The sequence below is a fragment of the Nitrosospira sp. Nsp18 genome (assembly GCF_900103145.1).
Lineage (GTDB): Bacteria > Pseudomonadota > Gammaproteobacteria > Burkholderiales > Nitrosomonadaceae > Nitrosospira.
Window position 1 is genome coordinate 1 of record NZ_FMWY01000014.1, and the last position, 25,370, is coordinate 25,370.

The following is a 25,370-nucleotide window of genomic DNA, read 5'->3' on the forward strand; positions in this document are numbered from 1 at the left end:
CACTCTTTACCATATCAAGGTCTCCTTTTCGGTAACCTTCAATATGGCGCAACGTTATTTCTCAGAATACCTTTCGGTTACATTTAATTCGGCGCAATTCGCCGGCTTCCCACAGTGATTGACCGTTGTTTGATAGCAGGGGATAATTTTTCTTGATTAATTTTATTTGCGACTCAATATGAACGCGCCAGCAGACTCAAATTTAGCCGCAGAAATGCAAGTTCCCTTGAACTTTACCGATAATGCGGCAAGCAAAGTCAGACAATTGATTGAAGAAGAAGGGAACAATGAGCTCAAACTGAGAGTATTTGTAGCAGGTGGAGGATGCTCCGGTTTCAAGTACGGCTTCACGTTTGATGAACTGACGAGCGAAGATGACACGGTAATCGAAAAGAACGGCGTGAAACTTCTGGTAGATCCGATGAGCTTTCAGTACCTGGCGGGAGCGGAGATCGATTATCAGGAAAATGCCGAAGGTGCGCAGTTTGTTATCCGAAACCCAGGCGCTGCCAGCACTTGCGGTTGCGGGTCTTCATTTTCTGTTTAGGTATAGATAAGACAGGAAAATTTAGGCCGGGTAAAACCTAAGCCGGGTAAATTGCACCAAGCAACCTCGCGCCCTTGGCGCCGGTTACCGCAGGCAGATTGCCGGGAATTCCCTGGATGACTTGTTTGGCCAGCCAGGCAAAAGCAAACGCTTCCAACCAATCCGCATCGATGCCAAGGCTGTCTGTCAATTCCACTTTCCTGCCAGGCAGTGCTGTTCGCAGCGCGTCAACCAATAACCCGTTACGCGCTCCACCTCCGCACAAGTAAATTTCTGCCGCATCTGGGAAATAATCGAATACCGGCCTGGCAATCCCCAATACGGTTAACTGCAGCAAGGTGGCCTGTACGTCCGCCGGCGCCTCTTTTCCAGATAAGCAACTCTCCAGCCAAGCGAGGTTGAATGTTTCTCTTCCCGCACTTTTGGGGGGCGGAAGAGAAAAAAATGGAAGCGCCAGAAGTTTTTCGAGCAGGCTGTGTATTATTCTTCCAGACCCGGCCCATGAGCCATTTTCGTCATATATCTTGCCGGTATGTTGCAGGCACCAGGCGTCCATCATCATATTGCCAGGTCCGCAGTCGAACCCGATGACTTCTCCATTGGGCGGCAGGCTGGTAAGATTACAAATCCCACCGATGTTGACAACGAGACGGTGAATTTGAGGATGGGTGAACAAGATATGATGAAACGCCGGGACCAGGGGCGCGCCCTGGCCTCCCGCGGCTATATCACGACTTCGAAAGTCCGCCACCACAGTGATGCCGCTGAGTTCAGCCAGCAATGCGGCGTTGCACAACTGGATAGTGTAACCTCTTCCGGATTCCGGGCAATGACGCACCGTCTGGCCGTGACAACCGATTGCGGTAACCTCCTCTGGCCCTACGTCGCTTTCGCTAAGTAAGCCCGCTACCGCCTCTGCATAGCGTCGTGCAAGCTCATTGCCAAGCATGGCGGCAGTATGCAGTTCATCATGACCAGGATAATGCAGGTCAAGCAGTTGACCGCGAAGGGCTGCGTCGTATGGCAGATAAAAGGTGTGCGACAGCAACGGGGGAGACGGACTCAAGTCGGCCAGCACCGCATCTATCCCGTCCAGACTGGTGCCGGACATGAGTCCAATATAGTAAGCGGCTTTCAAATTCTTCCGCCTGGACGCCTCTGGTATCTACCTAAGAACTAGCTCAAGACTAGTCCAGGAATGCGAGGCTGGTGCCACGCAGCGCATCCAGCCTGGCCATCGACGACTTTGTATATTCGTAAAACGCGGACATTTGCCGGGGTGAAACGGGATTGGCGGTCGGCATCGCCACCTTCAAAGGGTCACGCTGGACGCCCTTGAACCGGAATTCATAGTGAAGATGTGGTCCCGTCGCCATTCCGGTTGAGCCGACATGGCCGATAATGTCGCCCTGGCGGACGTGCTGCCCTTTTTTCAAACCCTTCGCGAAAGACGACAAGTGGCCGTAAACGGTGGAATAAGACCCCTGATGCTCCAGGAAGATGACATTACCGTACCCATCCTGCCAGCCCGCGACTGCCACGATCCCATCGGCAGCAGCCTTGACTCCGGTGCCCGTTGGGGCGGCATAGTCGATCCCTTTATGAGCACGCCATGTTTTCAGGATCGGATGGAAACGACCGCTGGAAAAACCGGAACTGATGCGGGAAAACTCCAGCGGCGAACGCAAGAATGCTTTTCGCAGGCTCTTGCCGTCGGGCGTGTAATAACCGCTTTCCCCGTTCTCCACCTGGAAATACAATGCCCTGTAAGGCGTTCCCTGGTTAACGAACTCCACCGCCAGTACTCGACCTGCCCTTGCGGGTTCGCCATTGCCATAGAGAGAATCATATACCACCGTAAAACGGTCGCCCTTGCGTAAATCCCGATGGAAGTCAATCTCTGTGGCTAAAATATCGACAATCTGGGTAGCGATACTGTCAGGCACACCCGCGCTGTCGACGGCAGCAAACAGCGAGCTGTTTATTACGCCGGATTTCATCTGGATATGCGTCTCCAGCTTTGCTGGTTGTTCGCTTAATTTGAAGGTGCCAGCAGCTTTTTCCATCACAAGCTGCTCGCTGCCGCCCGGAAAATAGCGGAGTAAAAGCAGCTCGCCCGCTGCCGTGGTTTGCGCATGCATCGTTTTGCCGGCTACCAATTGATGCACTGCCTTGATATCTCTTGTATCCCGTAGAAAACCGGTTGCGTCCTGAGTATTCACGTTAAGGCGTGAAAGTAGGGTTGCAATCGTGTCCCCACGCTGGATGCGTTCCTGGCGCCAGAATGTCATATCGACGTCGGAAGCCAGGTGAGTTTCAGGAAGCTCGAGGCTGAGAACGACCTGCTCGATGGGTAATTCTTCTACGGAGGTATCTGGTGCGATACCAAAAGCGGCCATCATGCCGAACAAGGGAAAACTGGATAACAGAATGAGCCAGCGCAGCCTTTTTTTTGTCAACATCGGCGGCTTTTGCGCTAGAACACTATTTTTGTCGCCCTGCATGCTTTCCCCCACGACCATTGAGGGCATAGAGTCTAACATAAAATTTGTCCTGCACGGGAAATGCAGACCCAATTAACCGGGAGTCTAAGTGGAGTCGAGACATACCCTTGATATCGGTTGATCCCTAATCAACCTTGCCAAGGTTTTGCGACGTCACCCGATGCAACGCAATAACAAGCATATCTCTGGAAAACGGCTCCCCAGTATCGGGACTCAATGTTTACTTTTCGGTTCAACGACAGCTATTGTATAATTCCATTGATTCAAGAATCACTGAGTAAATCGCTACCTGAAGCTCGAAAACTTCAGCGGGCGATCCGCCTTTTTCTCGAATTCAAGAGACATCTTTAGCGTAGTTGTTCTTCGAATCGCGCCGATCTGAACCGCCACTTCCAATCCGTTGCATGGGCATTTAGCCCCTCTGCGCATTTTCAGACGAGCATAGTATGTCTACAGAAGACCTTACGCTTGATTTACTGACGTACCATGCATTTCCCCGTCTTGCTTCGGCGCTGCGGTCACGCTCCGATGTCATCATACAAAAGTGGGAAACCGCCGTGCGTGCCATGCTGCCTGCCGCCGACGAACTCACTCTCCTACAGCTTCGAAATTCGCTGCCCGCGATTCTGCAAGAAATCATCGATGTATTTGAGTCAAACAAGCCGCATGAAACCCGCGAACTCATAGAAGGCAGCAAAAGCCATGGCTCTACGCGCTTTCACGAAAGCTACAGCATAAGAGAGCTGATTATCGAATACCAGCTACTGCGTAGAATAATCATAGAACAAATTTCAGAGGACCTGAACGAGGTGCTGGACACCAGAAGCACCGTGGCCTTGAACATGGCGATAGATACAGCGCTCCAAAGCGGTGTGGTTACGTTTACCGAAGACCTGCAACAGCAGATTAAAGCCTCTGCCGAGGCCCAGTCCAAATATCTCTCCTTCTTGTCGCATGATCTTCGGAATCATCTCAACCGGGCAACACTTCATCTGCAGCTTCTCGCCGCAAAGCTTGCCCAGTCTCCGGAATATTCCGAGAGCGTAGAGGATATCCGATCAGTCAATCGATCCATTTTGCAGACAATATCGGGGATGGATCGAATACTACAGGCAGAACAGCTCCGGCAAGGGTCGATGGAGCCCGATATCCAGCCTGTGGATTTGAATTTCGTGCTAAAGGATGTCGCAAAGCAGTTGTATCCTGGAGCAAAATCCAAAGGGCTGGAGTTGGACGTGGACGTGCCCGAAGATGCCGGGATAGGGAGCGATGAAGGCCTGCTGACTCTTGTTTTGCATAACCTGCTTTGCAATGCAATAAAATACAGCGCAAAGGGAAAAGTAAAAATAACAGCCGTCAACAAATCAAACGGCGAAGAACGGGGGTGGGTGATCAGCATCAGTGATCAAGGGCCCGGCATCGCTCCGGAAAATTTGCGGCATCTGTTCGAGGCCTTCAGGCGCGGCAATACGTACGGCACCCCTGGAGTAGGACTGGGATTATCCATTGCATCCCACGCTACCAAACTACTGGGCGGCATTTTGGAAGTCGAGTCGCAAGTCAATGACGGATCGACCTTCCGATTAGTATTGCCTCAGCGATGACCACTCGCCCCTCTTATACTTTCCCCGTTTACGGGTTCGCTCGTTATCGCAATTATTTTTGACGTACCCGATGCGCCCGGCCAGCGAGTCGGCCGCTCCAGACATAAGGCCGACGGGATGAGTTATTGAAGCAATTGAAAATAATCCGCACGGAATTTAGTATTTCCTTTCTGGTCGGCGCACTTACCGTTCTCGGTTTTGCGCCGTTTTATCTTTTCCCGATCCCGCTTTTCACGCTCGCGCTGCTATGCCGTTTTTGGCGCAGAAGTGCGACGCCCTTCAATGCGGCAATGCTGGGCTTTTCTTTTGGCATGGGCATGTTCAGCGCGGGGGTGACCTGGATTTACGTAAGCCTGCATGATTTTGGCGGTATGCCGATGGCGGCCGCGGTGCTCGCGCTGTTTGTCTTGTGCGCTTATCTGGCGCTGTTCCCGGCGCTGACAGGCTGGATACTGAAAAAACTTCCAATCGCTTCGGCCTATGTATGGTTTTTGGTTGCCGGCGCGCTGTGGGGACTCTCCGACTGGCTGCGCAGCGTACTGTTCACCGGTTTTCCGTGGCTGACATTGGGGTATTCGCAAGCTCCGCAGAGCCCATTGGGCGGTTTCGCGCCAGTAATAGGCGTCTATGGCGTGTCAATGATACTGGTCTGCAGTTCGGCGCTCTTGTGCCTGCTTTTTGAAAGAGAATTCCGCAAAAAAAGTTACGTGCTCACGCTGTTCGCTATCTGGATTGCCGGCTTCGGCTTACAGCAAGTCCGGTGGACTGAACCACAAGGCGAGCCGGTAACGGTTAGCCTCCTGCAAGGGAATATCTCCCAAGACCTGAAGTGGCGCGCGGATCAACTCGTGAATTCCCTGGAAAGGTATGCCGCGCTTACGCTTGAGAGCAACAGTCGCCTGATTGTCACGCCGGAAATTTCCATACCGCTTTATCGTAAGGAGGTGCCGGCGAGTTACCTCGAACAACTCGCGGCCCATGCGCGGCGGAACGACGGAGACATCCTGGTGGGGATGGTCGAAGTACCGGATGGTAGCCACGGATTCTATAATTCCATGTTCAGCTTTGGCACTTCGCCAGATCAGAGTTACCGAAAACACCATCTGGTCCCGTTCGGTGAGTTTATTCCATTGAAATTTCTGTTCGGCTGGGTCGTCAATGTATTTCCATTGTCAGACTTCTCACGCGGCGGCCTTGACCAGAAACCCATGAATATTGCCGGGCAAAGGGTGGCAGTGAACATCTGTTATGAAGATGTATTCGGTGAGGAAATAATTCAGCAACTACCGGAAGCCACACTGCTTGCCAACGTCAGCAATGATGCCTGGTTCGGCCGATCCATCGGTCCGCGTCAGCACTTGCAGATTTCACAAATGCGCGCGCTGGAAACCGGCCGTTATATGCTGCGTGCCACCAACACAGGGGTGACCGCCATTATCAACGAGCGTGGTATCGTGTTACAGGAAGCCGAAATTTTTACCACAACCGCGCTGCACGGCCTGGCGCAGGGCTATACCGGTGCAACACCCTATGTCCGGTTCGGCAATAGTCTGCTATGGGGACTTGCCGGAATAATACTTTTGATCGCCCTGTTGCCGGTTTTTCGCGGCAGGCGTAAAAACCTGTAAAATCCCACTGTTGTGGTTATTAAACCTAAATCCGGTGGTTGACCGCTCATTCGATAGATCAGCGTTATGATTAATAACAATATTTCTTATTAGTTGACGCTTATCTTCCGGATGAGGGCGCTACGGGACTACCGGATTTAGATTAAATCCACCATCACAATTTCTCAGGCGTTTCATGCGTACATTCCAGGAAATTATTCTCACCCTGCAGCATTATTGGGACAGGCAGGGCTGCGCGCTGCTCCAGCCCTATGATATGGAAGTGGGCGCGGGCACTTCGCACACTGCGACCTTTCTTCGTGCCCTCGGCCCCGAGCCCTGGAAAGCGGCTTACGTGCAGCCTACCCGGAGGCCCAAGGATGGCCGCTATGGGGAAAATCCTAACCGCTTGCAGCACTATTATCAGTTTCAGGTTGTTCTGAAACCGGCGCCCGGCAATATCCTGGAACTGTACCTCGGTTCGCTGGAAGAGCTCGGCTTTGACCTGAAACAAAACGATATTCGATTCGTCGAGGATGACTGGGAAAATCCCACCCTGGGCGCCTGGGGCCTGGGGTGGGAAGTGTGGCTGAATGGCATGGAAGTGACGCAGTTTACGTATTTTCAGCAAGTCGGCGGCATAAATTGCAGGCCGATCACGGGCGAGATCACTTACGGCCTGGAGCGCCTCGCGATGTATTTGCAAGGCGTGGAGAATGTGTTCGATCTCATCTGGACAGAAGGGCTCTCCTACCGCGATGTATATCATCAGAACGAGGTCGAGCAATCCGCCTACAATTTCGAGCACAGCGATGTTGATTTCTTGTTGGCTGCCTTTTCAAGTCACGAAAAACAAGCCAGATATCTGATGGAACATAGGCTGGCATTGCCGGCTTACGAGCAGGTGCTGAAAACAGCGCATGCTTTCAATCTGCTGGATGCACGCGGTGCGATTTCCGTTACGGAGCGGGCTGCATACATGGCGCGAATTCGCGACCTCGCCCGCAGCGTGGCGGAAGCCTATTATGAAAGCCGGGAACGCCTGGGTTTCCCCATGGCGCCACGCGAGTGGGTCGAGCAGTTGACGGAGAATGTCGCTTGAGTAACACAGCCAGAAGCGTGCTAATAGAATTGCTGGTCGAGGAACTGCCACCGAAGTCGCTGAAACAGTTGGGCCAGTCATTTGGAATATTATTGTTCCAGGGATTACAAAAACTGCATAATCTTGGAGACGGCTCGCAACTGACAACATTTGCGTCTCCAAGACGTCTTGCCGCCCATATCACCAACGTTCTGGACATTGCTTTGCAACCCCCGCAGAGAGTAAAACTCATGCCGGTATCCGTCGGACTGGGTGCGGATGGCGAATACACCCCGGCATTTCATAAAAAGCTGCGGCAAAGCTGCGGATACGGTGATGATGTACACCAAAGCGTTCTTGAGGAACGAATTTCACGCGAATTTGAGGGAAAGACAGAATTTCTGTTCCACACTGATGTGGCTGTCGGGGTACCTGTAGCCGTAAACGTGCAACAAGTTCTGAGTACTTTGATCACTAGACTTCCGATCGCCAAACTGATGACCTATCAATTGGCCGATGGCTGGACGACGATAAGTTTTGTGCGTCCCGCACACGGTCTGGTAGCGCTGCATGGCGATGAGACCATACCGATCGGCGTGCTGGGCTTGACTGCCGGACGCGAGACACAAGGACATCGCTTTGAAGCCGGGACCAAGGCGGTCGTGCTGCGAGATGCGGACTGTTATGCGCAACAGCTTGAAAGTGAAGGCGCGGTCATTCCCGGTTTTGCTGCGCGGCGCAATGAGATAGTGCGGCAGCTTAACGTGGCTGCCGCGGCGGAGGGTCTGAAACCGGTAGAGGACGAAGCCTTGCTGGATGAAGTGACCGCGCTGGTTGAACGCCCTAACGTGCTGGTGGGCAAATTTGAATCCGAATTCCTGGATGTGCCGCAGGAATGCTTGATTCTGACCATGAAAACCCATCAAAAGTATTTCCCCCTGCTGGACGCAAACGGCAAGCTCTCTCCTAAATTCCTGTTGGTTTCGAACATCCGGCCGGCGGATCCCAGCCATGTCATCGATGGAAATGAGCGAGTGCTGCGCTCACGCCTGGCGGATGCGAAATTCTTTTTCGACCGGGATCGCAAAAAAAAGCTTTATTCACGTGTGGCGGGTTTGGATAAGGTCGTTTACCACAACAAGCTCGGCAGCCAGGCGGAAAGGGTGGAACGGATATGGGCGATTGCGCAGGCGATAGGCTTGCGCCTGGGCGGTAATGAGCTTGCGGCGCAGGCAGGAGAAGCGGCAATGCTATGCAAGGCGGATTTGCTCACCGACATGGTGGGTGAATTTCCCGAACTGCAAGGTATCATGGGACGTTATTATGCCAAGCACGACGGGTTGCCGGATGACGTTGCGTTTGCCATCGAGGATCACTACAAGCCACGGTTTGCGGGCGATGAATTGCCGCGTAACATGACCGGCACTTGCGTGGCATTGGCGGATAAGCTGGAAATGCTGATTGGCATGTTCGGTATTGGGCAAATTCCAACCGGTGACAAGGACCCGTTTGCGTTGCGCCGTCATGCGTTAGGTGTGACTCGCATCCTGATCGAAAAAAAGCTCCATATCGCCCTGGAAGAAATGATCAAGATTTCGAGCGGGGTCTTCAATAACAAGATTAAATTTGGCGACACTGAATCTCGCCAGTTGCTTGATTTCATCTACGAACGAATGTCCAGCCAATTGCGCGAACAAGGTTACTCACCACAGCAGATCGAGGCAGTTATTGCGAAAAGGCCTCAATTATTGATGGAGATTCCGCAACGTCTTGCTGCGGTACGCGCTTTCTCCGCCTTGCCCGAAGCTGAAAGCCTGGCAATTGCAAATAAACGGGTGAGCAATATTCTGAAAAAGGTTGAGGGTTCAGTCAGCGGCGCGGTGAATGCCGAACTGCTACAGGAACCCGCCGAGCGGGCGCTGCATATCGCACTCAACAGTGTGATGCCTAAAGCAGATGTTGCTTTCGATCGAGGAGAATTCAGTTTGGCGTTACAGGAACTCGCCGTGCTGAAAGCACCTGTTGATGCATTTTTTGACAATGTGCTGGTTAACACCGAGGACCCCGTGCTGCGCGCCAATCGCCTCGCGTTATTAGCCCAGCTACAACAGGCCATGAACCGGGTCGCCGATATTTCAAGGCTGGTGGCTTGAAGTGAAACTGATCATCCTCGACCGCGACGGCGTCATCAATTATGACAGTGACGCTTTCATCAAAACGCCTGACGAGTGGAAACCCATTCCCGGCAGTTTGGAAGCTATCGCCCATCTCACCCAGGCAGGTTATCGCGTCGTTATTGCAACCAATCAGTCGGGCATCAGCCGGGGATTGCTGGACATGGTGACCCTCAACGCCATCAACGACAAGATGTGCAAGGCGGTCAATCAGGTAGGCGGACGCATCGATGCCATGTTTTTTTGTCCTCACTCCAATACGGACAAATGCAATTGCCGCAAGCCGGCGACCGGGATGTTCAAGGAGATCTCCGATCGCTTTGGCCTGGAGCTGAACGGCGTGCCGGCGATAGGCGATTCGCTTCGTGATTTACAAGCGGCAGCCGAAGTCGGCGCCATACCGATTCTGGTACTTTCAGGCAAAGGTAAAAAGACCAGGGCGAAGGGAGGGTTGCCGGAGAACACGCGGATTTTTTCGAATCTCTCAGCGGCCGTTGATGCGCTGACACAATGAACTCGATTTTGGTAGTGCTCCGCTCGACGCTATACGGTCTATTGCAAATCATCATTACACCGCTTTATTTTGTAATCATACTTGCTTCGTTTCCGCTCTCCCCGCTCAGCCGCTATCGCATCACTTCCGGCTGGGCGCACCTGATGCTGTTTTTGCTCCGTGTTATCTGTGGCATCCGGTATCGCGTGATCGGCGCGGAACATATTCCTCAAACGCCTGGCATTGTGCTCTCCAAGCATCAATCGGCTTGGGAGACACTCGCGTTTCAGGAGATATTCCCGCCGCAGGTGTGGGTCCTGAAAAAAGAGTTGTTGCTGGTTCCGTTTTTTGGTTGGGGATTGGCCATGACCAGCCCCATCGCGATTGATCGCAGCTCGAAAAAAGCGGCACTGAAACAGATCGTCAGCCAAGGGAAAGACCGGCTCAAGCGAGGTTTCTGGATCGTGGTTTTCCCGGAAGGCACGCGCATTGCGCCTGGCGAAAAAGGCAGATACGGCATTGGCGGCGCATGGCTCGCAACACATACCGGCGCGCCGGTCGTACCGGTGGCGCACAACGCGGGACGGTTCTGGGGCAAGAATGCGCTCATCAAATTGCCCGGCACCATCACCGTAAGTATCGGCGCGCCCATCGATCCCACGGGGATGGAGCCTGGCGACCTCAACGCCCGGGTGGAATCATGGATTGAAGCAGAGGTGGCACGCATCGATGATCCCACTTCAGGCAATCGCGAATCCGGCCGTTAATTCCATCGCGTTTCAGTTCCGCACTTATGACTGTTAAAGTTTTTTTCAACTTGACCTTCACTTGGTGAGGTTCCTATTTCCGGATTTAGGATAATGCATGACGAAAAGAAACCACTGCCTCGACGTTTAAACCAGCGTCCAAAAACAAGCAAACTTGCAGCAAGCGAACAGCGCCGTATTAATCTGAATGGCAAGGATGTAGCGTATGTCCTCATGCGCTGCCTGCGCAAAACCATCGGCATGAAAATCAATAGCGAGGGGTTAACGGTTCGTATTCCGCCGAGAGAACCATTGTGCTGGGTCGAATCAGTATTACAAAAACGAGCCGATTGGATCGTAAAAAAACTCGACGAATGGAAGAATAAAAAATCGAGCAAGCCTGAGTGGGCCGAAGGCGCGATTTTTCCATTGCTGGGCGAGCCTTGGCAGGTGACGATTACTACCGACGGGATTGTCCAAATGGTTCCGGCCATGGTGAATGCAGGGGTGGAAGAGGAAAACCAGTTGAAATTGCCGCTCCCATCCATGCTGACCGCCAACCAAATCGAAAAAGCGGTGATGGACTGGTATCGCCATCACGCCATGACATGTTTCAGCGAACGCATCGTACTGTATGCGCATAAGCTCGGCGTGGCGTTGCCACAACTACGATTATCGCGCGCAAGAACCCTATGGGGTAGTTGCAACTCGCGCGGCATAGTCCATCTCAACTGGCGGCTGATCCAGAAGTCGCTCGACTTGGTGGATTATGTCGTCGCGCACGAGTTATCGCATCTCATTGAAATGAACCACTCCAAGGCGTTTTGGCAAACGGTGGGGAGTGTATATCCGGGTTATGCGGCGGCCAGGAAGAAATTGAAAGGGGTTGGGTGATGGTGAGGTCCGGTATGCTGCATAACCTCAACGGAAGAATGTAACTGTCATTTCGACATAAGCAATTTGAAGGAACTTGATTAATGGATAATGCAGGATTCGAAATACTTCTCTCTTTAATCAGCGAAAAGCGACTGAGAGATTCAACACAGGGGGCACGAGGGCTTCTGATTGCATCGGAAAGCGACAAAGCCCGCGTAATAAACTCTAGCTCATTCCGTAGACTTCAACAGAAAGCACAAGTATTCCCCCTTGAACCTAATGCAGCCGTTAGAACTAGGTTAACTCACTCGATTGAGGTTTCCCAGATAGGGAGACATTTGGCACAAAAAACCATCGAAAACTTCGGCAGCAACACTGACAGCTACGATAAGCTTGCTGCCTTCGTAAACACTATCGAGACAGCCTGCCTTCTGCACGACATAGGCAATCCGCCTTTTGGACATCTTGGGGAGTCTGCGATCAAGGAATGGTTTACTGATCCCAATAATGAATCTCCTATACCGGACTTGGCAGATTTTGATGGAAACCCTCAGGGTTTTCGCCTGATGTCCTTTCTAGGCGGAGCTGATGACTATGGCTTTAATCTCACCTGCACGCTCTTACTTTCCACAATAAAGCATCCCTGGAATGATCAGAACAAACCCGCCGACAAAAAAATTGGGATTTTCTCAGCGGATTTCGCTAATTACGAAAAGGCATGCGAATATTTAAAATGGATACCTGGACAGAAGTTTCCATTCGTTCGACTGATGGATACAGCAGATGAAATTGCCTACTCTATGAGTGACCTTGAGGATGGACTGGAGAAGGGTATTATTTCCGAAGATGATCTAAAAACAGAATTCGGCAGAGATTATTTCCCGAAAGGGGTGCTTAAACCATTTTTGGCTTTTAAGATAAAAGTGATCAATCAAGCAGTAAACGTTGCTGCCGGAGTCTTTAAACAAAGACTGGAGGCATTTCTTACAGGTGAAGATCACGAAGTCATCGACAAAAACAGCGAAGTTGGAGCGCTTTTGGAAAAAGTCAGTCATTTTGCCCGAGCACGCATTTACTCGGATCAAGCAGCTGAACAGGTCGAGCTTGCTGGACGTAGTGTTATACAGGGTCTGCTAAAGCATTTTGGGGAGTTGATCAAAATGCCCGAGGACGACTTCTCAGCACTTATCAGCAATGACATTAAAACTATTAAAAAGAAACGACTCGACTTCCAAATCCGCCTTTTCCGTCGGCTCCCCACAGGCTACTGGGAGAAATACAAGTCTGCGAATCGAGGAGAAGAGAAATATCGACGAGCTCATTTAATCGTGGATTTTATAGCGGGTATGACTGACGACTTTGCTTTGGAAACGTACCAAATATTGGAGGGGATTCGAATCAAATGATCACGGAGCGTCACCCTTTCTATTTTTTGCTGCCATTGTTTCAAAAAGAAGATATTGTTTTTTCTCTAAGCAAATACGTCTACATCCCTGATTCTCTATTTGACGAGCGCGAGTATTTCTCAATTTCCGGCCAAGATTTTTCCGAAACCCGTATTAATCTGGAAATCGCTTCGCTACGTTCTGATCAAGAGTTAGCATTGCATTCCAATGTAAGAATTAGGGGTAAAACGTTCCACATTCCCATGATTGATTTTTCGACTGAGGAGTCGGTTGGTAGCAGCGTTTTCGACAGGATGAGTCGCTATCTTCCCAAATCACTTATGTTAAACATGGGGGTCTATGCCAGCGGAAGGTCTTTCCACGCATACTCGACTACGTTACTCAGTCCCAAAGAGTGGCTAAACTTCATGGGAAGACTGTTGCTAGTCAATCCTTGTCGCGAACCCGAGATCGTGGATACTCGCTGGATAGGTCATCGACTAATCGGGGGTTTCGGATCGTTAAGATGGTCGAACAATTCACGTCAATACTTAAGTTTGCCATCAAGAATAACATTTCCTTGAGAAGCACAACTTTCTTCAACCCTCTTAACCCGTTTGTCCACTCCGATTCAAGCGCCTGCTTACTCATCGTGTTATGCGCCGCCAAAGGTATTCATACATAAAATCTATAGAAAATCTATAGGGTCAGACTCGATTGTATTTTTTCTTTCCATGCGGCAGCCTTCGGCAGCCCTCGTGAAGTCAGACGTTAGCGGTAAGTGAACAGCATTGGGGACAGGCTGAGCTAGCTGTCAACGCAGGTTTAAAACTGACCCACTTTTTCACTTTTAGGCCGGAATAAAACTGACCCGCTCAGACATCCAATTTACCAAGCCTTCACCTTCACTTGGCCGGCTTTGCGTTTATCCTTGAGCCGGTAGCTTTCCCTGCAGATCTGCATGATGTGTGCGTGATGCCGCAACCGATCCAGCATGGTGTCGTCAAGGTTGGATCGTAGGCGGCTCAGTACTAGGTGCACAAGGCGAGCATTGTTCTCAATGTTTAGGATCTTCTCCAGAAAATCCCCATAGTCAATATCCTGGGTCGCTGCCCACGGCGATGTCGTTGTCAAGCGCTCGTTCAGCCCCTACCAGCCCACCCTCAGCCTTTGCTGCCGGGTGACCTTGTCCAGCCTGGCTATTGCCACCGTTCCAGCAACCCGGCGTCCTGCATTTACCCCTCGTTCTTGCCCGAACGGGTCGCGTCGTATCGATCCCTCCGCCCCTACATATGCTTCCACTCCAACAGAATTGGTCAGCGGACTCGTGCATCATATTGACTTCGGTTTCGGTGGGTGAGCCACCGGAAGGTCGCTCCATTGGCTGTCATTTTAGCGGTGCAAAAGGCCTCCTCCATCCCCTTGACAAAGATGTGGTCTTCACATATTCTTCACACCTGCCTCACAAAAACTTCACAGAAACTTCACAAGTCCTTTTTGGAAATAGCGCAAGCTTTGCAATTAATCGAAAATGGAGCGGTAAGATGAAAACTGAAAACATGAAACCGGAAAACAGTAAGGATGAAAGCGTCGAAAATGATAACGTTCTTGAACTTTTCCTGCTCGTGGTGTTGGCCGGATTGATGGGACTGGCTTCCTGAGGGTTGGAATTACCCGAATGACAAGAGGCCAAACGTAAATGGTCTCCACTGCCAGCCCCCAACTGGCAAAAGGAAGGCGGCCCCGCTACGGCTTCCCTGACAACCCGCATCCGCGGGTTTTTTATTGCTTGTGATAAGTGTCACCAAAGCAAGGCGGCAGGGAAATATAGGCGACGAAAACTGGCTCCGCGCGACCAAGAGTCGCAGGCGGAATTGTTGGGAAGGCCGACAGGCTGCTAGCATAAAAAAACGGCATAGAATTGCATTGCTCAAGCTCAAGAATATGATTACACTCGCGGCTTAAAAAGCTCAACAGCTGATGGTAAAAAAAGGGGTAGCCGTAGCCCCCAATAAAGCTAGGCGCAAAAAAAAGCCCATAAAATGAAAAGACTTCTTTGCCTCATTCTTGCAATATCCGTTACAGCATGCGCCAGTAACACCGTAATCAACTCCACTCCAAATGGCGCGCAAGTTTATGTCAACGGAGAAAAAGCTGGGACAACTCCCTACGCCTATAGCGATACAAAAATAATAGGCTCCACTAACACCGTATTATTAAAAAAGGATGGATATCAAGATTTCGTTGCTTCGTTCAGCCGTAATGATAATGTAAACGTTGGAGCGCTTATCGGCGGCCTCTTTCTTTTCGTCCCGTTCTTGTGGGTGATGAACTATAAACCCACGTACTCATACGAATTGGAGGAGCTAAAGAAGACAAACTAATGAGCTAATATCTGATCCCTGCTCATTCATGAGATTTCCTCGTTTTCAATGCAATAGCTGACACCTAGAGACTTCCCGCCTAGCCTGGAGGCGATTTCAAACCACATTCCGATCAGCGGGGACCCGTAAAAATCGAGATCGACAAACCATCCCATCCCTTTATTCCCACTGTCTGAATCGCGGTCGAAGTCAATCGTGGTTCGGCGGCCAGAAGTTCAAAGAAGCGGCGTGTTCCCTGAACATCCGGGTCGCTGCTGTCCGCATCCATCACCCGGCCCTTGCGAACGACATTGTCGCAAATGATCAGCGTCCCCTGCTGCGACAGCTTCAGCGCGCCCTTTAGGTACGTCGGATTGTTTTCCTTGTCCGCATCGATGAATACGAGATCGAACGGCTCTACATGATCGGCCGCGAGCTTTTCCAGGGTATCGGCAGCCCTGCCGACAATGATGGTGACAACATCCGACAAACCAGCCAATTCGATATTTTTTCGTGCAACATCCGCATGGACGTGACTCACCTCCAGCGAAACGAGCGAGCCGCCGGGCGGGAGCGCCCGTGCAAGCCAGATGGTGCTGTATCCGCCCAGCGTGCCGATTTCCAGAATGCGACTGGCGCCCCGGATTTGCGCCAGCATGTGCAGCAGCTTCCCCTGGTTGGGCGCGACATTTATCGACGGCAACCCTGCGTCGGTACAATGCTTCAGCGCTGCCTCCAGAACGGGATCTGCGGGTATCAGCATCTCCGAAAAATATGAATCGACGGCGGACCATTGTTCCAGACTCATGCTGAATGACTCCTTATTATTTTTATCGTAAAAGAGCACGGCCATGTCGCCGGCTTTACTGCGCGCCCGAACTCACCTCGCATGGGCGCACTCCAGTTAATCAATGTCCATCTTATTCTTCATGCAAAACATCGTCCATGACGCTTTGCGACCTTGCCTAACCGGGATCATTCAGCAGCTTGAACAAAGCGCTCGAAACCAGTCTTTGCTTTTCGATAGGGATTGGCTGTCTCATTGAGACATGGCAGCGGCTGAGCGGGTGCGAACAAATTCTGCAGGCCGTTAGCTCGACGGCTCGTCCTTCTCCGCCGGGAAACCATAAAACTGGGAGCCGAGCTCGATCAGGGATCGGCCCTGGCTTCTCCGGTGCCGGTTGGTATCGCGCAGCGAGTAGACGCAACCACAATACTCCTGCTGATAAAACTCCTCGCGCTTGCTGATTTCGATCATGCGCGCCGAACCGCCACCCTTTCGCCAGTTGTAATCCCAGTAGACCAGCCCCTCATAGCGTCCTGCCGCGCGGCGGCCGCAATCGTTGATCTGCTCCATGTTCTTCCAGCGCGAAATGCCGAGAGAGCTCGTTATCACCGGAAAGCCGTTCTCGAATGCATACAGCGCAGTGCGTTCGAAGCGCATGTCGAAGCACATGGTGCACCGGATTCCGCGTTCGGGCTCCCACTCCATGCCTTTGGCGCGCGCAAACCAGTTTTCCGTGTCGTAATCGGCATCTATGAATTCGATGCCGTGCTTGTCCGCAAACCGGATGTTTTCATCCTTGCGCAGAAGGTATTCGCGCTCGGGATGAATGTTGGGGTTGTAGAAAAAAATGGTGTAGTTGATCCCGGAGACCAGCATGGCCTCCATGACTTCCCCCGAGCAGGGCGCGCAACAAGAATGCAGCAATACCTTTTTTTCGCCGCCGGGTGGGATGAGACTCGGCCTTTTCGTTTCGTCCATGGCATTAGGCTAACAGACTTGCCTATATTTTTCCACCGGTAGCCGCCTTTTCCGGTTGCCGGGAAAGGCTTTTCTTTGGTTCAAGCTCCGCGTCTGCCGCGCTTGTGGAAATGATTCGCACAGCGTTGCTGACGTAAGCACGGCACCCTGGCTGCCTCGATAAATCGGGCTTGGAAAACGCTGAAGGCATTGCTCTGAGGAGCATTACTGGAAAACCTCGGGACGTAGTCAGTGGTTACTGATCTTTGTGTTAGTATTTCCACCTCATCTTTCTTGTACCAGCCCATGCGTACGCTTTCTTCCGTCGTTGTGATAGTTTTGCTGCTCAGTGCTTGCGGCCTTAAAGCGCCTCTCTATCTTCCGCAGAAAGCGCCTCCGCCACAGAAATCGTCCACCCCGCAGAAGTCACCTGCGCCCCAACCTCAACAGCCTTCAGATGAAGAGAAAAGGGAGTGAGCGGCTTCCCTTCATTCAGTTATCGCAATGGCAGGCTATGCGGTGAATCGGTTGAGCTGGATCGCATCGCCCAGCAATTCGGCACGCCTTGCTATATTTATTCGCGCGCCGCGCTAACTGCCGCTTACCGAGAATTCGATGCCGCTTTCGGTGCGCGCGACCATCTGGTGTGCTACGCGGTCAAGGCCAATTCCAATCTGGCTATTCTCAATTTGTTCGCCCGCCTCGGCAGCGGCTTCGACATTGTCTCGGGCGGTGAACTGCAGAGGGTGCTGAAAGCCGGAGGCGATCCGAAAAAAATCGTTTTTTCGGGAGTCGGCAAGCAGCCTGAAGAAATGCGGGCGGCGCTTGACGCAGGGATACTTTGCTTCAATGTGGAGTCGGAAGCGGAGTTGAGAGTATTGAATCAGGTCGCTGGGCAGATGAATAAAATCGCACCCGTGAGCCTGCGGGTCAACCCCGACGTCGATGCCAGAACCCACCCGTATATTTCTACCGGCCTCAAGGAGAATAAATTCGGTATTCCCTTCGACGAAGCGGAATCGCTTTATGTCTCCTCCCATGCATTTTCCAACGTACGCATTACTGGACTCGATTGCCACATAGGTTCGCAGTTGACCGAGCTCGCCCCTTTCGTCGAAAGCTGCGAAAAAATGCTGAGGCTGCTGGATCGTCTCGAAGTGCAGGGCTTGCAAATCGATCATCTGGATTTGGGCGGAGGGCTGGGAATTCGTTATTCCGGGGAAAACCCGCCTCTCGTCCGGGAATATATCGATGTGTTGCGCACCGGTATCGGCCAGCGTAAGCAGCGTATCCTGATCGAGCCTGGTCGCGCGCTGGTGGGAAACGCCGGTATATTGCTCACGCGGGTTGAGTATCTCAAGCATACGCCCCATCGCGACTTCGCCATTGTGGATGCGGCGATGAATGATCTGATGCGCCCGGCGCTATACGATGCTTATCATGAGATTCTTCCCGTTATTTCCGAGGATGACTTGAGCGCTAAAACTTATCAGGTGGTCGGCCCTGTTTGCGAAACGGGCGACTTTCTCGGGCATGATCGGAAGCTGGCATTACGCCAGGGAGATTTGCTTGCCATCATGTCCGCTGGGGCATATGGCATGAGCATGAGCTCAAATTACAATACTCGTCCCCGCGCCGCCGAAGTGATGATCGATGGCGACGATGTTCATCTTATTCGAGAGCGAGAATCCATAGAGCAATTGACCGCCGGTGAGAAAATTCTGCCGTAGCTTAACTAGCAGCTTCAATTATGTGATCTCGCTCCTGGATTTGTTACACCAGAAAGATTGTAGCCAGCCCCAGAAAAATAAAAAAACCTCCACTATCGGTAACGGCGGTAATCATCACGCTGGAGCCTGCCGCCGGGTCGCGGCCAAATTTATGAAGGGTCAGCGGTATCAGCACACCCACTGTTGCTGCCAGCAGTAAATTCAATATCATTGCCAACATCATTACCAGACTGAGGGGAATGCTGCGGTAAATAAGAAAAGCGAATATCCCTACCACGCTACCCCACATCAGGCCATTCACTGCGCTCAAACTGATTTCCTTGCCAAGCAGCATCCGGGCATTCCTTGGGTCAAGTTGCCCCAAGGCAAGCGCCCTCACAATCATGGTAATTGTCTGATTGCCGGAATTGCCACCGACCCCGGCAATAATCGGCATCAGCGCCGCCAGCGCTACCAGTTTTTCAATCGAATCTTCAAATATGCCTATTACGCGCGAGGCAATAAAAGCGGTCACCAGATTAATGGCTAGCCATGTCCAGCGGTTCTTCAAGCTTTTCCATACCGGCGCAAACAGATCCTCTTCCTGTCGCAGGCCAGCCAGGCTCAGCGCCTCGCTTTCTGATTCCTCGCGGATAAAGTCCATTACCGCGTTAACAGTCACGCGCCCGACAAGCTTATCTTCCGCATTTACCACGGGGGCCGAAACCAGATCGTAGCGCTCGAACGCCTGCGCCGCCCGATGCGCCTTCTCATCGGGATGAAACACTGTCATTTCGGTGGTCATCACCGAAACGACCTGCGCGCCGGGATCGCTGACCAACAGGCGGTTCAGCGGTAGCACGCCCTTGAGATACTCTTCCCGATCCACCACGAATAATTGATCAGTGTGGTCCGGCAATTCATCCAGCCGCCGCAAATAGCGCAGCACCACTTCCAGCGTGACATCCTCACGAATAGTCACAACGTCAAAATCCATCAGTGCGCCGACCGAATCCTCTGAATAAGACATGGCGGAGCGCAATTTCTCGCGCTCCTCCATCGGCAGCGACTGGAATACATCATCGAGAATATAACGTGGAAAATCGGAGGCGATGTCGGCAATTTCGTCAGCGTCAAGCTGCTCTGCCGCGGCGCGCATCTCGCGCCTGTCCATCGTGGCGATCAGCGTCTCACGTACCGCGTCCGAAACTTCCAGAAGAATTTCGCCGTCACGCTCCGCGTTGACCAGGTCCCAGATCAAAAGGCGGTCTTCGAGCCGCATCGCCTCCAGAATGTGCGCAATGTCGGCGGGGTGTAGCTTGTCCAGGAGCTTTTGCAGCTCAGCCAGATTTTGCTTATCCGGCCATTCTTCCTCGAATTCCCGGTCTGACGGTGCTGCCTGGGCATGCGCAAGACTTTCGGCCCGCCTGTGCTCGTGCAACAAGTAGGTTACCCGTTGCAGATGCTCTTGCAGATTTTCTGTTTCCCTGAGGTTGTTTGCTTTTGTCATGACGGGTCGCCCTGGAACAGGATGGCCTGATTGTAGGGAAAATTGGGTCGGATATTATGACAGCGAGGACGCAGAACGCAAAATAAGCATTACCGGCCCCCAGCAACCTGCCGGACTTGAAGAAACCGGCTGCAAAAGCGTGCGGCCGGTTCATATTTCGCCGCTTTTTCGGCTAATAGAATAACTATTGGCCTTCAAAATCCGCAAGGTGTGTCCTCACCCAGTCACTTTTTCGCTGCGATTCTTCAAATCCGACAGGCCCCCAGCTTTCCAACCTGTTCAGATTTTCAGGGAATTTGTGCCGATGCCATTCGGCTAAGGATGATCCCGGTTTTCTTCGATAACCAGGGTGTATTACGGTGCTTATCGTAAAAGCGAGGGTTGGTAATCATGGCCGCGAGGCGAGCAGCTTGTTCCGCAGTAATCGAAGAAGCGGAAACGCCGTAATAGTAGGGGATGGCAGCGCCCGCCCCGAACACTCCGTTTCCCCATTCAATCACGTTCAGATAAATTTCCAGAATACGGCGTTTGGACATCACGTTTTCCAGCATCAAGGTGATGATGGCCTCTTGAATCTTGCGCCCCGGGGTTTTTTCACTGGAAAGAAATAAATTCTTTGCCAGTTGCTGACTGATGGTGGAGCCTCCCGCAACAAGCTTGCCCTTTTTCACGTTTTTCTGATACGCGTTCTGAATAGCATCGAAATCGAACCCCTCATGCGCCAGGAATTTGCTGTCCTCCGCAGCGACGATCGCCCGCTTGAGATTGGGAGAAATTCGCTCGTAAGGAACCCATTGTGTACGCAATACCGCCGTTCTATTTCCTTGCCGTAATACTGCCAAACGATCTTCCATGAAAGCGCTGGAAGAAGGGTTGTAAGAATTCCAATAGACGACATGGCCGAAAATCCAGAATTGATAGGTGAAGACGATGCCGACAAGCAGCAAAAAGAGGCGCCAGAACCAGCGCTTGAAGAACATTCTCATGCGTTTGCTGCCGCAACCTTATATTTTCAACTTGTCGCGCCCATGCGATCTGAGCATTTCAATTACCGGTTCCGTTCGTGGTCTTAGTCCACGCCACAGGAAGAACGATTCCGCCGCCTGCTCCACCAGCATGCCGATACCATCAGCCAAATGACCCGCGCCCTGTTGCTTTGCAAATTGCAGAAAAGGGGTATACCCGTTGCCGTACATCATGTCGTAAGCCAACGATTCGCTGGAAAAAATGCCGGATGGCAGCGCTGGAAGTTTACCATCCAGGCTGGCGGAGGTGGCGTTAATGACGAGATCAAATTTCGTTTCGTTCAGATCATCGTAGTCGGCAGACACGATATTTCCGTGGCGCGTAAACAGCTGCTGCAACGTATCGGCTTTTTGTCTGGTACGATTTGCGACAGTCAACAGATAAGGCTTGTGCTCCAATAGGGGCAACACTACGCCGCGGGCCGCGCCCCCGGCGCCCATGAGCAGAACCTGCCTGCCTGCAAGTGAAAATTTCAGATTGGTTACGATGTCACGTAATAATCCGGCACCATCGGTGTTATCGCCGAAAATTCCGCTGTCATCAAACGCAAGCGTGTTCGCCGCCCCCGCCGCTTCTGCCCGCTCGGTCAGGCGGGTGGAAATACCGCAGGCTTCAAGCTTGAACGGAACAGTGACGTTCACGCCTTTGCCTCCACGCGCCCTGAAACCCGCTATCGTTGCGGCGAACGCATCCGTCGGCGCCAGAATGGCCTCGTAATGTATATCTTGACCTGTTTGCCGCGCAAACTCGGCATGAATCAGCGGTGACTTGCTGTGGGCAACAGGGTTGCCGATGACGGCATAGAAATCGGTCATTAGCCAACCACTTGAAAGGGTAAAAAGATATACGGACAGCGGCAGGCATGGAGGCCCGCGCCGTTCATTCGCTGGCCAACTCGTCCGAACGGGTAAATACCCAGGTACGCGTAATGTGGAGGATGTCGGTATCTCGACTGATATCGGGGGGGAAAGGAGCGAACCCATTTTGCCCGGCCAGATTAACGATGCGTATCGCTGCTTCATCCAGAACCTTTCTCCCCGATGAGCGGTTTATTTCGATTGATTCAAGGCTGCCATCGGACTTTATCCCAACAGTGAGTTGCAGTTTTCCATAAAGCCCCTCCCGTCTGGCAGCTTCAGGGTAGTTAAGGTTGCCGATCCGTTCCACTTTGAGGCGCCAATCTTCGGCATAACGAGCGAAGCGGAATTCCTGTGTACGGGCACCGATGAATTTGCGCTTTAGGCGGTGCTGATAAGCCTCATAATTCACCGGGGTCTGCGCTTCGAGCCGTGCAATCTCAAGGCTTCGCTGAACCAACCCAGCGGTGTCAACCGCGTTCTGACTCTGTTCGGATTGCACCAAAAGGGGCTCAGCCTGATACATGAGTTGATCGCTATCAGCCTCTGTCATTAGCCGCTGCGTTTCCTGTTCAAGCTGCTCTGTTTCTTGCCTGCCTGTGTCAGTCTCCACTGCTTGATTATTTTTTAGCGGAAGCGGAAATGGAGCTTTCGCCCCGCGATCGCTGCGGGTATTGCCTCCACCCTCCAGATTGGCCTGCGCCCACGCATCTGCCTTGCTCGGCTTGGACGCGGACTTGCTGTTCACCAATACCACTTCCAGCGGGTTACCGGCTTTGCTATCCTTGGGAAGGGGAGACTTGAAGTTGATGCCGAACAAAACAGCTGCATGGCAGACCACGGATATCAATAGCGCCAGCTTCAGACGTGAGGACCCATTCAGCAACCAGCCGTGAGTTGCCATTGTGTCGAAACCAGATATATTCGGAATGGCGCTCAATCTCGGAACCGTGCGGACGCTAGGTTGAGGAACGGATTTTATGGAACATCAGGATAATTCCCGAGCTGAAAGGCACGACGGTAAAAATGGACTAGTTCGGCGTTTCCGGCGTCATTTTAAACAATAAAACCCCATTCGTCACATGGAATGCAAGAATAACTTCATGCTTCTTGTTTATTCAGGAATTTTGCGCTGAAAGTGAGTTCCAGCAAATCAATATTGGAAATCTCAACTTCAATATTCGTTTCAGGCGGCACTTCCGGTAACGAAGCAACCCGTACCACCAGTGGAAGACGGTCCAACTTCACCAGATTTTCTTTCAATACCTGCGCCCCCGTTGTACTGATATTTTCCTGCAACAACCAACGCAGACACCAATAGCGCTCCATGGCGCGCTGAAAATCTCCGTAAACCTCATAAGTCGCTTCGAAATCCCGCATGAACGTCTGCAGACTCTCGCCCTCTCTTGTGTAAGGCGGTGTCTCTCCGCGCAATAGCGCAACCAGTTGACGCTGATTAATGAAATCGACATAGCGGCGCATAGGCGAACTGATCCAGGCATACTGCGAAACGCCCAGTGCCTGATGCGGTGCGGGAGAGGTACTTATTTTAACCTTGCCGCCACCCTGGCTACGATAAATGCCGGCAACGCTATTGTCTGCGAGCAGCTTGCCCCATTCGGAATTAACGTAAATCATCAATTCCGATACCACCTTGTCAATCGGGGAGCCCCGCCGGCGCTGACTGATATCGATACGATCATCCTTGACGCTGAAGCAGTAATCGATTCGCTCATTATTGCTGTCGTTGGCCTTGCCCCGGAGCGCCTCCGCCTTGCGGGCGAAGTTCCAGAGCGACAGCAGCTCTTTTCCGAAAGGATAATCCAGCTTTCCCCCCGCCAGGGTAGATTCGTTAAAATGTTCTTCCAGCGTGTCATGTCTCAGGTTAGCGGCAATCCTCACTTGTTCGATACGGCTGCTTGTGGCAAAAACGGTGAAGTCATCGGCGACGTCGAGATACATCGAAACCACCGGGCACAACCGTTTTTCGCATAATGTATAGTGCTGTATCACGGCGTCCGGAAACATCGTGATCTTCTGGCCTGGGATATATACGGTTGAAAGGCGCTCTGCCGCCAAGGTATCCATCGGCGAACCTGGCGCGATGCCCAAAGTCGGGACAGCGATGTGGATACCGATGCGGACGCTCCCCAGCGTCAGCGGGGTAACTGAAAAAGCGTCGTCAATTTCGGTAGTGGTGACGTCATCTATACTGAAGGCAGCCACATCCGCAATGGGCAAATCCGTCGGGACGTGCAGATCCCCGCAATCGAATGCCCCGAACTCGGTACCTTCAGGAAAATGCTCCAGCAGAAAACGGTTGAGATGATAGTCATGCGTGGAGGGGATTGCACCGCATTTCTCCAGCAACTGGGAAACGCTCAATTTGCTTGCAGTACAAGCGGCTTCAAGCGCTTTCCACTCGACTGTATTCTTGTCGGGACGATAAAGCAGGCTGGATAGCAACGGCTTGAATTCTTCCGGTAATGTGAACTCGCTCAGTAATTGCGTATAGCGCGCCTGCTGTTCCGCCTGGCGACGTCTTTTTTCCTGGCCTGCAAGCGCCGCCTCAAGCGCTTTTGGTGGCGCAGCCTTGTAGCGCCCGCGACCCTTCTTGTAAAAATACATCGGCGCACTGTGCAGCCGTATCAACACCGCCGCCGCTTCCTCGGGAGTGGCGACATGACCGAAATAATCTGCAGCCAGCGCGTCGCTGGCAAACTCCGCCTCGATCTCGCAACATTCCCAAAGAAAATCAGGGTCCAGATCTTCCGCCTTCTTTTGGGCAAGATCCATGAATTCGGACAGCGAGGGCGCGTCAAACCGAAGCAGCACCGAAGCCGCTTTTATTTTTGCACGCTTGCCGTGAGGCGCCTCCACTTGAAGCGAGGTCGTGTTGTCGGCAAGGATTGAACCCACCTTGAAAGTGCCTTCCTCTTCGTAAAAAACATTCATGAAATAGTTTGCGGAGCAACGCCGTTAAAAATTATAGGAAGCGCAAATGCACCGGTTCAGCTCTGTAACGCCGGCAAATTATAGCCGGAACGTAACACCTCTTGAGGTTCGGAAGAACCTTCCGCCTGGGTAGAATATAGGCGATGATACCAATGCGCGGCAGCCGCTTTTTGGTGCCTGCCAATTCAG

At 52.2% G+C, this 25,370-nt stretch carries 22 protein-coding genes and 1 pseudogene; 13 read left to right on the forward strand and 10 right to left on the reverse strand.

Annotated elements, in window-relative coordinates; translation table 11 throughout:
* Nucleotides 1-178 precede the first annotated feature (178 nt).
* On the forward strand, nt 179-547 hold the full coding sequence (gene erpA, locus BLS94_RS07960; protein WP_072766519.1) for an iron-sulfur cluster insertion protein ErpA: 369 nt from the start codon (nt 179-181) through the stop codon (nt 545-547).
* 37 nt (nt 548-584) lie between these two features.
* Here erpA and BLS94_RS07965 read toward each other — a convergent pair whose 3' ends face one another.
* Both BLS94_RS07965 and BLS94_RS07970 read right to left on the reverse strand, forming a co-directional pair.
* Nucleotides 585-1,685, reverse strand: a complete 1,101-nt coding sequence (locus BLS94_RS07965; RefSeq protein WP_090959402.1) for an anhydro-N-acetylmuramic acid kinase — start codon at nt 1,683-1,685, stop codon at nt 585-587.
* 49 nt (nt 1,686-1,734) lie between these two features.
* Nucleotides 1,735-3,051 carry a peptidoglycan DD-metalloendopeptidase family protein gene (locus BLS94_RS07970; RefSeq protein ID WP_090959522.1) on the reverse strand — a complete coding sequence of 439 codons (1,317 nt, stop codon included), beginning with the start codon at nt 3,049-3,051 and terminating at the stop codon, nt 1,735-1,737.
* Between the two features lie 446 nt (nt 3,052-3,497).
* Between BLS94_RS07970 and BLS94_RS07975 the strand changes: the two genes are divergently transcribed.
* From BLS94_RS07975 to BLS94_RS08015, 9 genes are all read left to right on the forward strand, one after another.
* Complete coding sequence (locus BLS94_RS07975) at nt 3,498-4,655, forward strand: sensor histidine kinase (RefSeq protein ID WP_090959405.1); 1,158 nt, start codon at nt 3,498-3,500, stop codon at nt 4,653-4,655.
* Nucleotides 4,656-4,795: 140 nt separating this feature from the next.
* The gene (lnt, locus tag BLS94_RS07980) at nt 4,796-6,283 is read left to right on the forward strand and encodes an apolipoprotein N-acyltransferase (RefSeq protein WP_090959525.1); all 1,488 of its coding nucleotides are present in this window, start codon (nt 4,796-4,798) and stop codon (nt 6,281-6,283) included.
* Between the two features lie 175 nt (nt 6,284-6,458).
* Complete coding sequence (gene glyQ, locus BLS94_RS07985) at nt 6,459-7,364, forward strand: glycine--tRNA ligase subunit alpha (protein WP_090959408.1); 906 nt, start codon at nt 6,459-6,461, stop codon at nt 7,362-7,364.
* Complete coding sequence (glyS, locus tag BLS94_RS07990; protein ID WP_090959411.1) at nt 7,361-9,496, forward strand: glycine--tRNA ligase subunit beta; 2,136 nt, start codon at nt 7,361-7,363, stop codon at nt 9,494-9,496. The genes glyQ and glyS overlap by 4 nt, the downstream gene beginning before the upstream one ends.
* 1 nt (nt 9,497) lies before the next feature.
* Entirely contained in the window at nt 9,498-10,031 is a 534-nt protein-coding gene (gmhB, locus tag BLS94_RS07995) for a D-glycero-beta-D-manno-heptose 1,7-bisphosphate 7-phosphatase (protein ID WP_072766524.1), read from the forward strand.
* Nucleotides 10,028-10,777 (forward strand): lysophospholipid acyltransferase family protein, encoded by a 750-nt coding sequence (locus tag BLS94_RS08000; protein WP_176767830.1) that lies wholly within the window; start codon nt 10,028-10,030, stop codon nt 10,775-10,777. The genes gmhB and BLS94_RS08000 overlap by 4 nt, the downstream gene beginning before the upstream one ends.
* A gap of 93 nt (nt 10,778-10,870) precedes the next feature.
* A complete protein-coding gene (locus tag BLS94_RS08005) occupies nt 10,871-11,650 on the forward strand; it encodes a M48 family metallopeptidase (protein ID WP_256325340.1) in 780 nt (259 codons plus the stop codon).
* An 83-nt stretch (nt 11,651-11,733) separates the two neighbouring features.
* On the forward strand, nt 11,734-13,038 hold the full coding sequence (gene dgt / locus BLS94_RS08010; protein ID WP_090959414.1) for a dGTP triphosphohydrolase: 1,305 nt from the start codon (nt 11,734-11,736) through the stop codon (nt 13,036-13,038).
* Nucleotides 13,035-13,601, forward strand: a complete 567-nt coding sequence (locus BLS94_RS08015; RefSeq protein ID WP_218124767.1) for a primase 1D-like protein — start codon at nt 13,035-13,037, stop codon at nt 13,599-13,601. The genes dgt and BLS94_RS08015 overlap by 4 nt, the downstream gene beginning before the upstream one ends.
* Before the next feature lie 304 nt (nt 13,602-13,905).
* On the opposite strand, the pseudogene BLS94_RS15435 reads toward BLS94_RS08015, so the two are convergent.
* Nucleotides 13,906-14,025, reverse strand: a pseudogene (locus BLS94_RS15435) (ATP-binding protein); the annotation flags it as partial.
* 1,034 nt (nt 14,026-15,059) lie between these two features.
* On the opposite strand from BLS94_RS15435, the gene BLS94_RS15440 reads away from it, so the two are divergent.
* Nucleotides 15,060-15,401 carry a PEGA domain-containing protein gene (locus tag BLS94_RS15440; protein ID WP_090959420.1) on the forward strand — a complete coding sequence of 114 codons (342 nt, stop codon included), beginning with the start codon at nt 15,060-15,062 and terminating at the stop codon, nt 15,399-15,401.
* Between the two features lie 112 nt (nt 15,402-15,513).
* Here the strand turns inward: BLS94_RS15440 and BLS94_RS08030 are convergent, their stop codons facing one another.
* Both BLS94_RS08030 and BLS94_RS08035 read right to left on the reverse strand, forming a co-directional pair.
* Entirely contained in the window at nt 15,514-16,188 is a 675-nt protein-coding gene (locus BLS94_RS08030; protein WP_090959534.1) for an O-methyltransferase, read from the reverse strand.
* A gap of 282 nt (nt 16,189-16,470) precedes the next feature.
* A complete protein-coding gene (locus tag BLS94_RS08035) occupies nt 16,471-17,145 on the reverse strand; it encodes an epoxyqueuosine reductase QueH (RefSeq protein ID WP_090959422.1) in 675 nt (224 codons plus the stop codon).
* Between the two features lie 285 nt (nt 17,146-17,430).
* Here BLS94_RS08035 and BLS94_RS14570 point away from each other — a divergent pair, with 285 nt between their 5' ends.
* The gene (locus BLS94_RS14570; protein ID WP_143021669.1) at nt 17,431-17,601 is read left to right on the forward strand and encodes an LPS translocon maturation chaperone LptM; all 171 of its coding nucleotides are present in this window, start codon (nt 17,431-17,433) and stop codon (nt 17,599-17,601) included.
* Nucleotides 17,598-18,854, forward strand: a complete 1,257-nt coding sequence (lysA, locus tag BLS94_RS08040; protein ID WP_090959425.1) for a diaminopimelate decarboxylase — start codon at nt 17,598-17,600, stop codon at nt 18,852-18,854. The genes BLS94_RS14570 and lysA overlap by 4 nt, the downstream gene beginning before the upstream one ends.
* Nucleotides 18,855-18,897: 43 nt before the next feature.
* On the opposite strand, the gene mgtE is transcribed toward lysA, so the two are convergent.
* The 5 genes from mgtE to BLS94_RS08070 all read right to left on the reverse strand — a co-directional run bounded on the left by mgtE (nt 18,898) and on the right by BLS94_RS08070 (nt 25,181).
* The gene (gene mgtE, locus BLS94_RS08045; protein ID WP_090959428.1) at nt 18,898-20,343 is read right to left on the reverse strand and encodes a magnesium transporter; all 1,446 of its coding nucleotides are present in this window, start codon (nt 20,341-20,343) and stop codon (nt 18,898-18,900) included.
* 287 nt (nt 20,344-20,630) lie between these two features.
* Nucleotides 20,631-21,323 carry a monofunctional biosynthetic peptidoglycan transglycosylase gene (mtgA, locus tag BLS94_RS08055; protein ID WP_072766533.1) on the reverse strand — a complete coding sequence of 231 codons (693 nt, stop codon included), beginning with the start codon at nt 21,321-21,323 and terminating at the stop codon, nt 20,631-20,633.
* A 24-nt stretch (nt 21,324-21,347) separates the two neighbouring features.
* Nucleotides 21,348-22,184 (reverse strand): shikimate dehydrogenase, encoded by an 837-nt coding sequence (gene aroE, locus BLS94_RS08060; protein WP_090959435.1) that lies wholly within the window; start codon nt 22,182-22,184, stop codon nt 21,348-21,350.
* A gap of 64 nt (nt 22,185-22,248) precedes the next feature.
* Nucleotides 22,249-23,130: an energy transducer TonB gene (locus BLS94_RS08065; RefSeq protein ID WP_090959438.1), complete on the reverse strand. Its 882-nt coding sequence runs from the start codon at nt 23,128-23,130 to the stop codon at nt 22,249-22,251.
* 197 nt (nt 23,131-23,327) lie between these two features.
* Nucleotides 23,328-25,181, reverse strand: a complete 1,854-nt coding sequence (locus BLS94_RS08070; protein WP_090959441.1) for a ribonuclease catalytic domain-containing protein — start codon at nt 25,179-25,181, stop codon at nt 23,328-23,330.
* Between the last annotated feature and the right edge of the window lie 189 nt (nt 25,182-25,370).

Bases quoted from the DNA above. Each gene is read 5' to 3' on its own strand.
- erpA (WP_072766519.1), top strand. From the start codon at position 179: ATGAACGCGCCAGCAGACTCAAATTTAGCCGCAGAAATGCAAGTTCCC.
- BLS94_RS08030 (WP_090959534.1), bottom strand. From the start codon at position 16,188: ATGAGTCTGGAACAATGGTCCGCCGTCGATTCATATTTTTCGGAGATG.
- BLS94_RS15440 (WP_090959420.1), top strand. From the start codon at position 15,060: ATGAAAAGACTTCTTTGCCTCATTCTTGCAATATCCGTTACAGCATGC.
- dgt (WP_090959414.1), top strand. From the start codon at position 11,734: ATGGATAATGCAGGATTCGAAATACTTCTCTCTTTAATCAGCGAAAAG.
- BLS94_RS08000 (WP_176767830.1), top strand. From the start codon at position 10,028: ATGAACTCGATTTTGGTAGTGCTCCGCTCGACGCTATACGGTCTATTG.
- BLS94_RS14570 (WP_143021669.1), top strand. From the start codon at position 17,431: ATGCGTACGCTTTCTTCCGTCGTTGTGATAGTTTTGCTGCTCAGTGCT.
- BLS94_RS07975 (WP_090959405.1), top strand. From the start codon at position 3,498: ATGTCTACAGAAGACCTTACGCTTGATTTACTGACGTACCATGCATTT.
- BLS94_RS08065 (WP_090959438.1), bottom strand. From the start codon at position 23,130: ATGGCAACTCACGGCTGGTTGCTGAATGGGTCCTCACGTCTGAAGCTG.
- BLS94_RS08005 (WP_256325340.1), top strand. From the start codon at position 10,871: ATGCATGACGAAAAGAAACCACTGCCTCGACGTTTAAACCAGCGTCCA.
- aroE (WP_090959435.1), bottom strand. From the start codon at position 22,184: ATGACCGATTTCTATGCCGTCATCGGCAACCCTGTTGCCCACAGCAAG.
- BLS94_RS08015 (WP_218124767.1), top strand. From the start codon at position 13,035: ATGATCACGGAGCGTCACCCTTTCTATTTTTTGCTGCCATTGTTTCAA.
- BLS94_RS08035 (WP_090959422.1), bottom strand. From the start codon at position 17,145: ATGGACGAAACGAAAAGGCCGAGTCTCATCCCACCCGGCGGCGAAAAA.
- mtgA (WP_072766533.1), bottom strand. From the start codon at position 21,323: ATGTTCTTCAAGCGCTGGTTCTGGCGCCTCTTTTTGCTGCTTGTCGGC.
- BLS94_RS07970 (WP_090959522.1), bottom strand. From the start codon at position 3,051: ATGCAGGGCGACAAAAATAGTGTTCTAGCGCAAAAGCCGCCGATGTTG.
- glyQ (WP_090959408.1), top strand. From the start codon at position 6,459: ATGCGTACATTCCAGGAAATTATTCTCACCCTGCAGCATTATTGGGAC.
- BLS94_RS08070 (WP_090959441.1), bottom strand. From the start codon at position 25,181: ATGAATGTTTTTTACGAAGAGGAAGGCACTTTCAAGGTGGGTTCAATC.
- mgtE (WP_090959428.1), bottom strand. From the start codon at position 20,343: ATGACAAAAGCAAACAACCTCAGGGAAACAGAAAATCTGCAAGAGCAT.